The organism is Paucibacter sp. KBW04, from assembly GCF_003852425.1.
Lineage (GTDB): Bacteria > Pseudomonadota > Gammaproteobacteria > Burkholderiales > Burkholderiaceae_C > Paucibacter_A.
Genome location: NZ_QAJN01000010.1, coordinates 34,396 through 48,579, shown reverse-complemented (window position 1 = coordinate 48,579; position 14,184 = coordinate 34,396). Strand labels below are relative to the sequence as shown.

Annotated in this window: 14 protein-coding genes; 12 read left to right on the top strand and 2 right to left on the bottom strand. The window is 64.0% G+C overall.

Features of this window, described 5'->3' with window-relative positions; genetic code table 11:
* Positions 1-18 precede the first annotated feature (18 nt).
* From DBR47_RS12225 to DBR47_RS12215, 3 genes are all read left to right on the top strand, one after another.
* Positions 19-825, top strand: a complete 807-nt coding sequence (locus tag DBR47_RS12225; RefSeq protein ID WP_124450389.1) for a ferritin-like domain-containing protein — start codon at positions 19-21, stop codon at positions 823-825.
* A 56-nt stretch (positions 826-881) separates the two neighbouring features.
* Positions 882-1,802 carry a DMT family transporter gene (locus DBR47_RS12220; protein ID WP_124450387.1) on the top strand — a complete coding sequence of 307 codons (921 nt, stop codon included), beginning with the start codon at positions 882-884 and terminating at the stop codon, positions 1,800-1,802.
* A 100-nt stretch (positions 1,803-1,902) separates the two neighbouring features.
* Complete coding sequence (locus DBR47_RS12215; RefSeq protein ID WP_124450385.1) at positions 1,903-2,145, top strand: hypothetical protein; 243 nt, start codon at positions 1,903-1,905, stop codon at positions 2,143-2,145.
* Positions 2,146-2,208: 63 nt separating this feature from the next.
* Here the strand turns inward: DBR47_RS12215 and DBR47_RS12210 are convergent, their stop codons facing one another.
* Together DBR47_RS12210 and DBR47_RS12205 are read right to left on the bottom strand one after the other, a co-directional pair.
* Complete coding sequence (locus DBR47_RS12210; protein WP_197047027.1) at positions 2,209-2,748, bottom strand: PAS domain-containing protein; 540 nt, start codon at positions 2,746-2,748, stop codon at positions 2,209-2,211.
* A gap of 159 nt (positions 2,749-2,907) precedes the next feature.
* Positions 2,908-3,378, bottom strand: coding sequence for an Lrp/AsnC family transcriptional regulator (locus DBR47_RS12205; RefSeq protein ID WP_124450381.1), 471 nt, complete (start codon positions 3,376-3,378; stop codon positions 2,908-2,910).
* Between the two features lie 178 nt (positions 3,379-3,556).
* On the opposite strand from DBR47_RS12205, the gene DBR47_RS12200 reads away from it, so the two are divergent.
* The 9 genes from DBR47_RS12200 to DBR47_RS12160 all read left to right on the top strand — a co-directional run bounded on the left by DBR47_RS12200 (position 3,557) and on the right by DBR47_RS12160 (position 14,160).
* Positions 3,557-4,870 (top strand): aspartate aminotransferase family protein, encoded by a 1,314-nt coding sequence (locus tag DBR47_RS12200; RefSeq protein ID WP_124450379.1) that lies wholly within the window; start codon positions 3,557-3,559, stop codon positions 4,868-4,870.
* 25 nt (positions 4,871-4,895) lie between these two features.
* Positions 4,896-6,212, top strand: coding sequence for an FAD-binding oxidoreductase (locus DBR47_RS12195; protein ID WP_124450377.1), 1,317 nt, complete (start codon positions 4,896-4,898; stop codon positions 6,210-6,212).
* The gene (locus tag DBR47_RS12190) at positions 6,212-7,021 is read left to right on the top strand and encodes a gamma-glutamyl-gamma-aminobutyrate hydrolase family protein (protein WP_231512276.1); all 810 of its coding nucleotides are present in this window, start codon (positions 6,212-6,214) and stop codon (positions 7,019-7,021) included. The genes DBR47_RS12195 and DBR47_RS12190 overlap by 1 nt, the downstream gene beginning before the upstream one ends.
* 109 nt (positions 7,022-7,130) lie before the next feature.
* Entirely contained in the window at positions 7,131-8,498 is a 1,368-nt protein-coding gene (locus tag DBR47_RS12185) for a glutamine synthetase family protein (RefSeq protein ID WP_124450375.1), read from the top strand.
* Between the two features lie 44 nt (positions 8,499-8,542).
* On the top strand, positions 8,543-9,919 hold the full coding sequence (locus DBR47_RS12180; protein WP_124450373.1) for an aspartate aminotransferase family protein: 1,377 nt from the start codon (positions 8,543-8,545) through the stop codon (positions 9,917-9,919).
* A 134-nt stretch (positions 9,920-10,053) separates the two neighbouring features.
* Entirely contained in the window at positions 10,054-11,181 is a 1,128-nt protein-coding gene (locus tag DBR47_RS12175; protein ID WP_124450371.1) for a polyamine ABC transporter substrate-binding protein, read from the top strand.
* Positions 11,182-11,261: 80 nt separating this feature from the next.
* Entirely contained in the window at positions 11,262-12,377 is a 1,116-nt protein-coding gene (locus DBR47_RS12170; protein WP_124450369.1) for an ABC transporter ATP-binding protein, read from the top strand.
* Positions 12,374-13,306, top strand: coding sequence for an ABC transporter permease subunit (locus DBR47_RS12165; RefSeq protein WP_124450367.1), 933 nt, complete (start codon positions 12,374-12,376; stop codon positions 13,304-13,306). The genes DBR47_RS12170 and DBR47_RS12165 overlap by 4 nt, the downstream gene beginning before the upstream one ends.
* Positions 13,303-14,160, top strand: a complete 858-nt coding sequence (locus DBR47_RS12160) for an ABC transporter permease (RefSeq protein ID WP_124450365.1) — start codon at positions 13,303-13,305, stop codon at positions 14,158-14,160. The genes DBR47_RS12165 and DBR47_RS12160 overlap by 4 nt, the downstream gene beginning before the upstream one ends.
* Positions 14,161-14,184: the final 24 nt, after the last annotated feature.

Genomic DNA, 14,184 nt, shown 5'->3' with positions numbered 1-14,184 from the left:
GCGTTCGATAATCGGGGCATGGAAATCCGCCAACAAGCGCTGCAAATCCTCTGCATCCGCGACCCCGCCCCCAAAGCTGAGGCCATCACCCGGCTTTATCAAGAGCTGCAAGCCGGCAGCGGCATCCCGCTCGACCAGCGCCTCGACACCCAGGCCCAGCTGACTCGCCCAGCCGAGCTGCCCGGCAGGCCCGAGAAACCCCGCCTGCTCTCGGCCCTGCAGGTGCCGAATCGCTCGCCCTTCACGCAGGAGGGCCGGGCCGCCCTGATCCACGCCATCGCGCATATCGAGTTCAACGCCATCAATCTGGGCCTGGATGCGGTCTGGCGCTTTAGCGGCATGCCCCAGCAGTTCTATCTGGACTGGCTGCAGGTGGCGGCCGAAGAAGCCCTGCACTTCAATCTGCTGCACAGCCATCTGCAGACCCTGGGCCACCAGTACGGCGACTTCGATGCGCACGACGGCTTGTGGACCATGGCCGAGCGCACGGCCGGCGATGTGCTGGCCCGCATGGCCTTGGTGCCGCGCACCCTGGAGGCACGCGGCTTGGATGCCACGCCGCCCCTGCAGGCCAAGCTGGCCAAGGCTGGTGACACGCGCGCGGTGGAGATTCTGGACGTGATCTTGCGCGATGAGATCGGCCATGTGCAGATTGGCAACCACTGGTACCGCCACTGCTGCCGCGAACGCGGCCTCGACCCCATTGCGCTCTACCCCGAGCTGGTGGCGCGTTACGAGGCACCTCGCCTGCGCCCTCCCTTCAACTTCAGCGCCCGCGAGGCGGCGGGCTTCAGCGAGGCGGAACTGGCTTATCTGCGCGGCTGAAGGCCATGGCAGGGGCCGAGGATAATGCGCGGTTACGCCCGCCCGAGTCCACCGCCATGTCCCGCATCCGCGCCAATCTTCTGCTCGTCCTCATCGCCCTGATCTGGGGTTCGGCCTTCGTGGCGCAAAGCCATGGCATGGAACATATCGGGCCCATGCTCTTCACCGGCGTGCGTTTTCTTGTCGGCGCCCTGGTGGTGCTGCCCCTGGCCTGGCTGGAGTCGCGCCGGCTCAAAGCCGATCAGCGCGGCCTGCTGCCTCACGATGGCCTCAAGATCATGGGCCTGGGCTTTTTGCTGCTGCTGGGTGCGGCCATGCAGCAGATCGGCATCGTTCACACCACCGTCACCAATGCCGGCTTCCTCACCGCCCTCTACGTGCCCCTGGTGCCGGTGCTGGGCTATCTGCTGCTGCGCCAGCTGCCCCATTGGTCGGTCTGGCCCGGCGCGCTGGCCTGCTTGGTGGGGGCCTTTCTGCTTTCGGGCGCGAAAGAGTTGGACATCGGCGTCGGTGACCTGTGGGTGATGGTCTCCGCCCTGCCCTGGGCCCTGCATGTGCTGATGGTGGGCCGGGTGGCCGACCGCATGGCCGCGCCCTTCACCGTGGCTTGCGGCCAGTTCCTGTTTTGCGGCCTGGTGGCCCTGGCCTGGGGGCTGGCGTTTGAAAGCTATTCCTGGGCCGGCCTGCAGGCCGCCACCTGGCCGATTCTCTACACCGGCGTGATGTCGGTTGGCGTGGCCTTCACCGCCCAGGTGGTGGCCCAGCGCTACGCCCACGCGGCGGACGCCGCCATCATCTTGTCCAGCGAGACCTTGTTCGCCGCCGGCTTCGGCTTTGTGCTGATGGGCGACCGTCTCAGCCCTGCAGGCCTGCTGGGCTGCGGCCTGATCTTTGTCAGCATGATGGCCGTGCAACTGCTGCCCATGCTGGGCAGTCTGCACAGCAGCTGGCTGGCGCGCGGCAATCAAGCCAGCTAGATCTCGGCAATAACGCCCAATCGACACTCATATTTTGCTGGCAAGGGGCGACGCCCGGCTCCATACTTAGGCCATCCTGGCCTTGCGTATCGAGCTTGCCATGAACGCCCGTCACAGCTGCAACCCCATTCGCCAACTCTGCCATCGCGCGGCTGCGCTGGTGGATCCCAGGCATTGCTTTGTACCCCCCATGCCGCGCGACGATGAGGACGGCTTCCCCGGCCTGCGTCGGCGCAAAATCCAGTGGCCGCCCCATTGGATGGACCTGATCGAGGACGCGGCCCATCTGGCCTTGCTGATCTACGTCGCCATCGTCGGCCTCGGTGTTCTCTTGCTGAGCTAAGGCTTTGGGCGAAGCGGCCCAGAAATGAGCCAAGGATGACCCAAGAATGGCCCTAGCCAGGCCTCAAAGCCCGCCGAGTTGCGCCGCCGAGGCCTGCAGCAGGTCCTGCACCTGGCTGAGCACCAGCTCCCGCTCCTGGCGCAGGCGCTCAGGGTCCACGCCAGGCAGCTCATCGCTCAGCAACTGGTGAAACGGCAGCTCCAAGGGCATGCCTTCCATCTGGTCACGCAGGCCTTCGGGCAGGCCAGCGCGGGGCGTCAGGGGGCGATCGGTCAAGTCGATCATGGTTCCCACCATGCGAAGCGCCCGCCCCTGGGCATTGCGCGCAACGACGCGGCCACGGGATTGAAGCAGGCGGTAGCCCGAGCCATTGCTGCGCAGCCGAAAGCGCGCTTGGTAGCTGTCGGCCTCGCCCCGCAGATGGGCACGCATGGCGGCAATCATGGGATCAAGATCTTCGGGATGGACCCGGCAGCGCCAGAAATGCGTGCTGTCCGGGCGCTGCGGCTCGGGGAAACCCAGACGGGCCTTCCACTGCGGCGAGTGCTGAACCGTCTCCGACTCATGCCGCAGATCCCACAAACCGAGCTCACCCGCTTGCACCGCGGCTCTCCACGGCAGCTCAAAGATTGGAGGGTGTGCTTGCATGCGCTCGATTGTGGCACCGGGGCCACGCCAATCGCCTAACTCTTGGGCTGGGCGGCACCGCCTGTGCGGCCAGCAGCGTGGCGAAATCCGCAAATCGCCAGGACCGGGCTCAATCTACAAGTCAAACGCCGTCGTCTTTTTGACCGTGCGCAGCACCAGCATGGAGTTGGAGCGAGCCACGCCGGGCAGATGCATCAGCACATCGCTGTGCAGGCGCTCCAGGTCTTCGGCATCGCGGTAGGCAAAGCGCAGCAGATAGTCGTTGGTCCCGGCCACGTAAAAACAGTCCAGGATTTCGGGGATGTCACGCACCGCCTGCTCAAAAGCACCCAAGGCCTGGGGCGTCATGCGTTCCAGATTGATGATGGTGTAGCTGATGCCCGGCTTGCCCACCGCCTTGGGGTTGACCAAGGCCACATAGCCGGCGATGACCCCGCCGTCTTCCAGCTGTTTGACCCGCCGCAAACAGGCCGAGGGCGAGAGATGGACCGCCCGCGCCAACTCCACATTGGAGAGCCGGCCATCCTTTTGCAGCTCGTTCAAGATATTGCGGTCGATCGCATCCAGTTGCACTTCTGAACTCATTTTTCGCAGATTCAAGCAAATCGAAGCCTGATGTTCGCACGAAATTGCAAGAACTCGGGAAAGCACCGGGGCCAGAGCGCAAGCACATTGCGCGCACAAATGTCTAGACTGGGTTCAATCGCCGGCTGCATCTGCACCGCTTGAAAGCAGCGCCGGCCCAGCCATCAAGGAGCCCACCATGTCAGACGAAAACAAACTCGACGCCTACTGGATGCCGTTCACGGCCAACCGCCAGTTCAAGAAAGCACCGCGCCTGATCACCGCCGCGGACGGCATGTACTTCACCGATGACAAGGGCCGCCAGGTGCTGGACAGCATCGCCGGCCTCTGGTGCGTCAACGCCGGCCACAACCGGCCCAAGATTGTGCAAGCCATCCAGAAACAAGCGGCCGAGCTGGACTTTGCGCCGCCCTTCCAGATGGCCCACCCCAAGGCTTTTGAGCTGGCCGAGCGCCTGGCCGCCCTCAGCCCGGCCGGCCTGAACAAGGTCTTCTTCACCAACTCGGGTTCAGAGTCGGTGGAGACGGCGCTCAAGATGGCCATTGCCTACCACCGCGTGCGTGGCGAAGGCGCCCGCACCCGGCTGATCGGCCGCGAGCGCGGCTACCACGGCGTCAATTTCGGCGGCATCTCGGTGGGTGGCATGGTGGCCAATCGCAAGATGTTCGGCACCATGTTGGGCGGGGTGGATCACATTCGCCACACCCATGACCCGGCTCGCAACGCCTATTCCGTCGGTCAGCCCGCCCACGGTGCCGAGTTCGCCGAGGATCTGGAACGCTTGATCGCCCTGCACGATGCCTCGACCATCGCGGCCGTCATCGTCGAGCCGGTGGCCGGCTCCACCGGCGTGCTGATCCCGCCCCAGGGTTATCTGCAGCGCTTGCGCGAAATCTGCGACAAGCACGGCATCTTGCTGATCTTCGACGAGGTCATCACCGGCTTTGGCCGCACCGGCAATCCTTTCGCCGCCCAGACCTTCGGCGTGACGCCCGATCTGATGACCGTCGCCAAGGGCCTGACCAATGGCTGCGTGCCCATGGGCGCGGTGTTTGCCAAGCAAGGCATCTACGACACCTTTATGAACGGGCCCGAGCATCTGATCGAGTTCTTCCACGGCTACACCTATTCGGCCCACCCCTTGGCCTGCGCCGCCGCATTGGGCACGCTGGACACCTATGCCGAGGAAGGCTTGCTGACCCGGGCCACGCAGATGCAGTCCCTGTTTGCCGAGGCCCTGCATTCGCTGAAGGGTGAGCCTAACGTCATCGATGTGCGCAATATCGGTCTGGTGGGCGGCATCGAGCTGGCCAGCCTGCCCGGTGAACCGGCCAAGCGGGCCTTCAACATCTTTCTGGACTGCTGGGACAAGGGCGTGCTGATACGCACCACCGGCGACACCATCGCCATGAGCCCGCCGCTGATCATCGAGCCCCAGCACATCGCCCACATCATCGACACCGTGCGCGGGGCGCTGCGCCGCACTGCTTGAAGCTAAGGAAACTTGCCTAGCGTTTATGAGCTTGCTGAGCATCGACCGTGATCTGACCCGCGACTCCTACTACGTCGCGACGGCCCCGCGCTTGGAGGCCTATGCCCCCCTGCAGGAGCATTTGAGCGCCGATGTGGCCATTGTGGGCGCCGGCCTGGCCGGACTCTCGGCCGCCATCGAGCTGGCCCAAACCGGGCGCAAGGTGGTGGTGCTGGAAGCAGGCCTGGTCGGTGGCGGCGCCTCGGGGCGCAACGGCGGGCAGGCCATCCACGGCCTGGCCTGCGACCAGAGCGAGATCGAAAGCCAGCTGGGCCTGGCCGATGCCAAGCGCGTCTGGGCCATGAGTCTGGAGGCGCTGGACATACTCCAGCAGCGCTGCGCCGAGCACAGCATCGATGCAGATTGGCAGCCGGGCTTTCTGAGCCTGGCCACCAACGAGAAAAAAGCCGCCGAGCTGCGGCAGTGGCAGCAGCGCATGGCCGAGGTCTATGACTACCCGCTGCAATGGATCTCGCCCCAGGACATCGGCGCCTGGATCGCCAGCCCGCGTTTCACGGCCGGCGTGCACGACCCGCGCTCGGGTCATCTGCACCCGCTCAAATACTGCCTGGGTCTGGCGGCCGCCGCCCAAAAACTGGGCGTGCGCCTGTGCGAGCAAAGCGCCGTCACCCGCATTGACGAGGGCGAGGGTCAGGTCTTGACCCTGCACACCGCCAGCGGCCAGCTGCGTGCCCAGCAAGTGCTGCTGGCCGGCAATGTGTATCTGCCCGAAGTGGCGCCCCAACTGGCGCCACAGCTCGGGGCCCGCATCATGCCGGTCGGCACCTATATCGTCTGCAGCGAGGCCATGGACGCGGCGCGCTGCCAGGCCTTGATCCCCAGCCGCTCGGCAGTCTGCGACACCAACTTCATCCTCGACTACTTCCGCCCCACGGCCGATCACCGCCTGCTCTACGGCGGCCGGGTCAGCTACAGCACCATGTCGCCGCGCTCGGTGAAGGACAGCATGCATCGCAATCTGTTGCGCAGCTTCCCTCAGCTGAGCGATCTGGGCATGCAGTTTGCATGGGGTGGTTTTGTGGACATCACCATGAATCGCGCCCCCGACTTTGGCCGCCTGGGCCGGGCTCGCAATATCTACTACCTGCAAGGCTTCTCGGGCCATGGCCTGGCGCTCACCGGCCTGGCCGGGCGGGTGGCGGCCGAGGCCATGCAAGGTGATTCCGAACGCTTCGATGTGTTCGCCAAGCTACGCCACCAGCCCTTCCCGGGTGGCAAACTGTTCCGCATGCCCGCCCTGGTCCTGGGCATGCTGTATTACCGACTGAAGGACATGCTGTGATGCGCGACTCACATCTGCCAGACCCTATGGCCAAACCCGTCGTGCTGGTCCCCGCCTGCAATCGCCCGGTGGGCGATCACCCCTTCCACATCGTCGGCAAGAAGTACATCGATGCCGTGCGCCTGGCCGGCTGCCTGCCCGTGGTCGTGCCCAGCGCCTCGCCCGAGGAGCTCGACGAGTGGCTGGCCCTGGCCCACGGCGTTTTGCTGACCGGCTCGCCCTCCAATGTGCACCCCAGCCACTTCGACGAGGAGGTGCACAACCCCGAGTTGCCGCTGGACCCGACGCGCGATGCCTGGACCCTGCCGCTGATTCGCGCGGCCGTCGAGCGCGGCCTGCCGCTGTTCGCCATCTGCCGCGGCTTTCAGGAAACCAATGTGGCCTTGGGCGGCAGCTTGCACCAGGCCGTGCAGGAGCAGCCCGGCTTGCGCGACCACCGCGCCCCGCCCGAGCAGCCGCCCGAGATCGCTTACGCGGTCCAGCATGAGGTGAACATCCAGCCCGGTGGCCGTTTGGAAAAACTGTTAGGACTTCACCCAGTCGAAGTCAATTCCCTGCATGGACAGGGCGTCAAGCAACTGGCGCCCGGCTTGCGGGTGGAGGCCCTGGCCCCCGATGGTTTGGTGGAGGCCTTCAGCATTGAACGCAGCCCCGGCTTCTCGCTCTGCCTGCAATGGCACCCGGAATGGCAGGCGGCGCAGAACCCGGTCTCCATGGCCTTGCTGCAGGCCTTCGGTCAGGCCTGCCGCGACTACCGCGACCAGGTCGCGGCCATCCGCCACGACTCGGTGCGCGATCCCGAGACTTAGTGCCTGAGACCTGCACCCCTGTCCCCTTCTGGGGCGATGGGGCAGCGCGACGAGGCCGTATTCACACAGTCGCCTCGCCCTGCCCGTCTGCAACGAACAAAGGTTACTCATGGTCGATAGAAACAACTTCACCTTCAGCGAGCTGGAGAACTGGCTGCAAGAGCAGCGCGTCACCGAGATCGAATGCCTGGTCCCCGATTTGACCGGCGTGGCCCGCGGCAAAATCTTGCCCCGTCAAAAATTCACCGAAGACCGCGGCATGCGCCTGCCCGAAGCCGTGGTGGCCATGGGCGTGACGGGCGAGTTCCCCGAGGAGGGGCCTTACTACGACGTCATCAGCCCGAATGACCGCGATATGCATCTGCGTGCCGACCCGACCACGGCTCGACTGGTGCCCTGGGCCGTCGACCCCACGGCGCAAATCATCCACGACTGCTTCGACCGCAACGGCGAATTGGTGCCCTTTGCACCGCGCTCGGTGCTGCGCCGGGTCTGCGGCCTGTTTGAAGCGGAAGGCTGGTCGCCCGTGGTAGCGCCCGAACTGGAGTTCTATTTGGTCGCGCGCAACTCCGACCCCGACATGCCTTTGAAGCCGCCGGTGGGCCGCTCGGGCCGGGCCGAGACCTCGCGTCAGGCCTATTCCATCGACGCCGTCAACGAGTTCGATCCGCTGTTCGAGGACGTCTACGAGTACTGCGAAAAGATGGAGCTCAATGTCGACACCTTGATTCACGAGGTGGGCGCGGGCCAGATGGAGATCAACTTCTTCCACGCCGCGCCGCTAGGCCTGGCGGACGAGGTGTTCTTCTTCAAACGCACAGTGCGTGAGGCCGCGCTGCGCCACGATATGTTCGCCACCTTCATGGCCAAGCCCATCGCCGGTGAGCCCGGCAGTGCCATGCATGTGCACCAAAGCGTGATCAATCAAAAGACCGGCCGCAACCTCTTCAGCAATGCCGACGGCTCGCCCTCCAAGGAGTTCTTCTGGTACATCGGCGGCCTGCAGAAATACACCCCGGCCGCCATGGCCTTGTTTGCGCCCTATGTGAACAGCTACCGCCGCCTGGCCCGCCACACGGCCGCACCCATCAATATCCAATGGGGCACGGACAACCGCACCGTAGGCATTCGCTCACCCCTGGCCGAGCCCAATGCGCGGCGCATCGAGAACCGCGTCATCGGCGCCGATGCCAACCCCTACGTCGCCTTGGCCGCCACCTTGGCCTGCGGCTATCTGGGCATCAAGAACCAGATCGAGCCCACGCCGGAGTGCAAGGGCGACGCCTATCTCGGCGACTTCCAGCTGCCCCGCAGCCTGGGCGAGGCCTTGACCCTGCTGCGTGAAGAGAAAGAGTTAGCGTCCGTGTTGGGCGAGTCCTTTGTGACGGTGTACACCGAGATAAAGGAGATCGAGTACGCCGAATTCATGAAGGTGATTTCGCCCTGGGAGCGTGAGCATCTGCTGCTCCACGTCTGAGTGGCCCGCCCTTCACACCGTCCAAAGAATCAAAGGAAACGTCCATGAGCACACGTTCCACCGCTGAATGGCAAAGCGCCGACAGCAAGCATTTCCTCCACCCCTTCACCGACTTCAAAGGCCTGGCCAAGAAGGGCTCGCGCATCATAGCCCGGGCCGAGAACATCTACCTCTGGGACAGCGAGGGCCACAAAATCCTCGACGCCATGAGCGGCCTTTGGTGCGTCAATGTGGGCTATGGCCAGCAAAGCCTGATTGACGCGGCGGCCAAGCAGATGGGCGAGCTGCCCTTCTACAACGCCTTCTTCCAGACCGCCACCACGCCCGCCATCGAGCTGGCCGAGGTGCTGGCCGAAATCTCGCCGCCGCAGTTCCAGCATGTCTTCTTCACCAGCTCGGGCTCGGAAGGTAACGACACGATTGTGCGCATGGTGCGGCGCTACTGGGATGTGCTGGGCCAGCCCGAGCGCCAGGTCATCATCGGCCGCAACAACGGCTATCACGGCTCGACGATGGCGGGCGCCTCGCTGGGCGGCATGAGCGGCATGCATGTCCAGGGCGGCTTGCCGATTCCCAATATCACCCATATCGAACAGCCGCATTGGTTTGAGCTGGGTGGCACGCAGTCGCGTGAGGAGTTCGGCATCACCGCCGCGCGCTGGCTGGAAGACAAGATCCTGGCCGTGGGCCCGGAACGGGTGGCCGCATTTATCGGCGAGCCTGTGCAGGGCGCCGGCGGTGTGATCGTGCCGCCCTCGACTTACTGGCCCGAGATTCAGCGCATCTGCGACAAGTACGGTGTTCTGCTGGTCAGCGACGAGGTGATCTGCGGCTTCGGCCGCACCGGCAACTGGTTCGGTTGCGAGACCATGGGGACCAAGCCCGATCTGATGACCTTCGCAAAAGGCGTGACCTCGGGCTACATCCCCCTGGGCGGAGTGATGGTGGGCGAACGGGTGGCCAAGGTCTTGATCGAGCAAGGCGGCGAGTTCAACCACGGCTTCACCTACTCCGGCCACCCCACGGCCTGCGCCGTGGCCCTGGCCAATATCAAGCTGCTGCGCGAGCAAGACGTGGTGCGCAAAGTGCGCGAAGACCTGGGGCCTTATCTGGCCCAGCGCTTTGCCGAATTGAACGAGCACCCCCTGGTGGGCGAAATCCAGACCTGCGGAATGATGGGCGCGGTGCAGTTGGTGAAGGACAAGGCCAAGCGCCAATGCTTCGACGGCGCACTGGAAGTGGGCATGCTCTGCCGCGCGCACTGTTTTGGCAACGGCCTGATCATGCGCGCCGTCGGCGACCGCATGATCGTCGCGCCACCCCTGGTGATGACCCGCGCCCAGATCGACGAAATGATGGTCTTGATCAAGCGCTGCCTGGACCTCACCCTGGACCAAGTCAAAGGCTTGGGCTGGCTTTGAACTTGCTTGTGTCCCGCTTATGCGGTGCTAGGGGTTAGGGCGGATGGGGGCGCCAAGTCCCTCGCCCTAGACTGGCCCGCACAGTTGCTTTCCCCTCTATTTTTGCTACCCCATCAGCCCCAGGAGACTTGAATATGCCCACGACTCCCTTGCGCCGCCAGCTCTCTCGATTCGCTCTTGCGGCCCTGGCCGCCTCTGCCTTGCTAGCCGGCAGCGCCCGCGCGCAGGAGGAAGAGAAGGTCTTGAACGTCTACAACTGGTCGGACTACATCTCCGAGGACACGATCAAGAACTTTGAGAAAGAGACCGGCATCAAGGTCCGCTACGACAATTTCGACAATAACGAAATCGTCCACGCCAAGCTGGTCGCCGGCAAGACGGGTTATGACATCGTCGTGCCCTCGAGCTACTGGGCCAAGCTGCAGGCCGATGGCGGCCTGCTGCGCAAAATCGACAAATCGCAGATCCCCAATTACAAGAATCTCGACCCCGATGTGCAGGCCCAGCTGGCCAAGCTGGACCCGGGCAATGAGTACATGGTGAACTGGCTCTGGGGCTTCACCACCGTGGGCATCAATGTGGACAAGGTCAAGGCCGCTCTGGGTGGCATGCCCATGCCCGACAACGTCTGGGACCTGATCTTCAAACCCGAGTACATCTCCAAGCTCAAGAGCTGCGGCGTGAGCTTTCTGGACTCGGCCACCGAGGTGATCCCCGCCGCCCTGCACTACCTCGGCAAGCCGCCTTATAGCAAGAGCTTGGGCGACTATGCGGGCGTGCCGGCCCTGCTCAAGCCCATTCGCCCGCATGTGACGCTGTTCAGCTCCTCGGGCTATATCAATGACATGGCCAATGGCTCCATCTGCCTGGCCCTGGGTTGGTCGGGCGACATCAATATCGCCCGCCAGCGCGCGATCGACGGCAAGACGGGTCAGAAAATCGAGGCCCTGATCCCCAAGACCGGCGGCATCATCTTTATGGACACCATGGTGATCCCGGCCGACGCCGCCCACCCCGGCAACGCCTACAAATTCATCAACTACATCCTGCGCCCCGAGGTCCACGCGAGCCTGACCAACAAGGTCTTCTACGCCAACCCCAACAAAGAGTCGCGCAAATTCGTCAAGCCCGAGGTGGCCAACAACCCCAGCGTCTTCCTAAGCGACGCCGATATGAAGCGCATGGCCGCACCCGACGCCATCAACAACGACATCCGTCGCCAGATGACGCGCATGTACACCTCCTTCAAGACGGGGCTCTGAACCCAGCAATCAAGCGCAGCAAGGCCGGGAGCCAGCCCCTCCCGGTCCTCGAACCTCAATAACAAGACGGGAAGCCCTCGATGAGTACAGCCGCCAAACCTGCCACCAGCGCCGACGCCTATCTGCGCATCGAGAACGTGGTCAAAGACTTTGGCGGCGGCTCTATCGCCGTCAACAACGTCTCCATCGATATCGCCAAGGGCGAAATCTTTGCCTTGCTGGGCTCATCGGGCTGCGGCAAGACCACCTTGCTGCGCATGCTGGGTGGCTTTGAGACCCCGACGAGCGGCCGCATCGTCTTGAACGGCCAGGACCTGGCAGGTCTGCCGCCCTATGCCCGGCCCATCAATATGATGTTCCAGAGCTATGCGCTCTTCCCCCACCTCAGCGTCTGGGACAACATCGCCTTCGGCCTGCGCCGTGACGGCATGGCCAAGGACGAGATCGCTGCCCGGGTCGAGTCCATGCTCAAGCTGGTGCAGCTGGGCAAGTTCGCCAAGCGCAAACCGCATCAACTCTCAGGCGGCCAGCAGCAACGTGTGGCCCTGGCGCGCAGCCTGGCCAAGAAGCCGCAGCTGCTGCTGCTGGACGAGCCTCTGGGCGCGCTGGACAAAAAGCTGCGCGAGGAAACTCAGCTCGAACTCGTGGGCATCATCGAAGACGTGGGTGTGACCTGCGTGATGGTGACCCATGACCAGGAAGAAGCCATGACCATGGCCAGCCGCATCGCGGTGATGAGCGAGGGCCGCATCTTGCAGGTCGGCGCGCCGGTGGACATTTACGAGACCCCGGCGACGCGTTTTGTGGCCGATTTCATCGGCAATGTGAACATGATGGAGGGCTCGCTCAGCGTCGATCAGCCCGACCACGTCGTCATCCAATGCGCCGACTGCCAGCACTATGTGGGCCATGGCATCACCGGCGTGGAGGGCATGGCCGTGGCCGTGGCCTTGCGGCCCGAGAAGATACGCCTGAGCTGCGACAAGCCCGAGGGTGAGTTCAACCAGGTCTTGGGCAAGGTGCGCAATCTGGCTTACTTCGGCGCCTTCACCGTCTACCACCTGCAACTGCCCAGCGGCCAAGTCATCAAGGTCAGCGAGAGCAATCTGGAGCGCTATCGCAATGACCCGCTGACCTGGGATCAGGAGGTCTGGGCCTCCTGGTCACCCACGGCCCAAGTGGTGCTGACGCAATGAAGGCGCTGCAACGCTTCATGACCTGGTTGGCGCGGGGGCGCACCGCCGTCATCGCCCTGCCCTATGCCTGGCTGCTGATCTTCTTCGCCCTGCCCTTTTTGATCGTGCTGAAGATCAGCGTCTCCGAGATGGAGACGGTGCACTTCAAGGACTTGATGAGCTATGCCGATGGCGTGGTCCGCATCGCCATCAAGACCAGCAACTACCTCTTCATCACCCAGGACGATCTCTATGTGCTGGCCTATCTGGCCAGCCTCAAGTACGCGGCCATCACCACCCTGGGCTGCCTCTTCATCGGCTACCCCTTCGCCTACTTCATGGCGCGCGCCCGCCTGACCCTGCAGCCGGCCTTGCTGATGCTGGTGATGCTGCCTTTCTGGACCAGCTTCTTGCTGCGCGTCTATGCCTGGAAAGGGCTGCTGGGTGAGAACGGCTGGGTGGCTAACGCCATCGAGTTCCTGGGCCTGGACCATCTGCTCTTGGCGGCCGGCTTGATCCCAGCCTTGGGCAATCTGATGCACACGCCCTTCTCCCTGGTGGTGGGCATGATCTACACCTATCTGCCCTTCATGATCCTGCCGCTCTACGCCAATCTGTCCAAGATGGATTTGCGCCTGCTGGAGGCCGCCAGCGATCTGGGCGCCACACCCTGGACGGCTTTTTGGCGCGTCACCGTGCCGCTGTCCAAGGCCGGCATCATCGCGGGCTCCATGCTGGTCTTCATCCCCTGCGTCGGCGAGTTCGTCATCCCCGAGCTGCTGGGCGGCCCGCAGACCTTGATGATTGGCCGCGTGCTGTGGGACGAGTTCTTCAGCAATAACGACTGGCCCATGGCCTCCTCGGTGGCGGTGGTGATGGTCTTGCTGATCCTGGTGCCCCTGGCCTTGTTCAGCAAATACCAGGCCGAGAGCCAGGAGGGCGGACGATGAAGCGCGCAATCTTTGGCCCCAAAACGGCGCGCGCCGTGGGGCGGACCTGGTTGGGCCTGGGCTTTGTCTTCCTCTATCTGCCCATCCTTGCCCTGATTCTTTACTCCTTCAACGACTCCAAGATCCCGGCGGTCTGGGGTGGCTTCACCCTCAAATGGTATGGAGCCCTGCTGGAGGACCGAGAGGTGCTGAGCGGCCTGCGGCTCTCGCTGGAGATCGCCTTCATGACCGCCTGCGCCTCGGTGCTGCTGGGCTGTTTTGCCGCCTTTGCCCTGGTCAAGTACAAGCGCTTCAAGGGCCGCACCTTGTTCACCGGCATGGTCAACGCGCCCCTGGTGATGCCCGAGGTCATCATCGGCCTGTCCCTGCTGCTGATGCTGGTGTCCATGCAGCGGGCCCTGGGCTTCCCGGAGCGAGGTGCCATGACGATCTGGCTGGGGCATTTGCTCCTGGGCATGGCCTATGCCACCGTGATGATCCAAGCCCGGCTGACCGAGCTGAACCCGCAGCTGGAGGAGGCCGCCATGGACCTGGGCGCCAAGCCCTGGCAGGTGTTCCGCCTGGTGACCCTGCCCATGATTGCCCAGTCCATGCTCTCGGCCTGGCTCTTGACCTTCACCCTCTCGCTGGACGATGTGGTGCTCTCGGCCTTCCTCAGCGGGCCCGGCTCCACTACCTTGCCCCTGGTGATCTTCTCGCGCGCCCGCCTGGGTGTGAGCCCCAGCATCAATGCGGTGGCCACGGTCATCATCCTCATCGTGTCCATCGGTGTGATCGCCGCCAGCTATGCGATTGCCCGCGCCGAGCGCCGGCGCAATCTGGAAATGGCCGCCGCTGCACGCAGCGCCGGCTGAGACCAGCCCCCGTCCTTCCTGCCC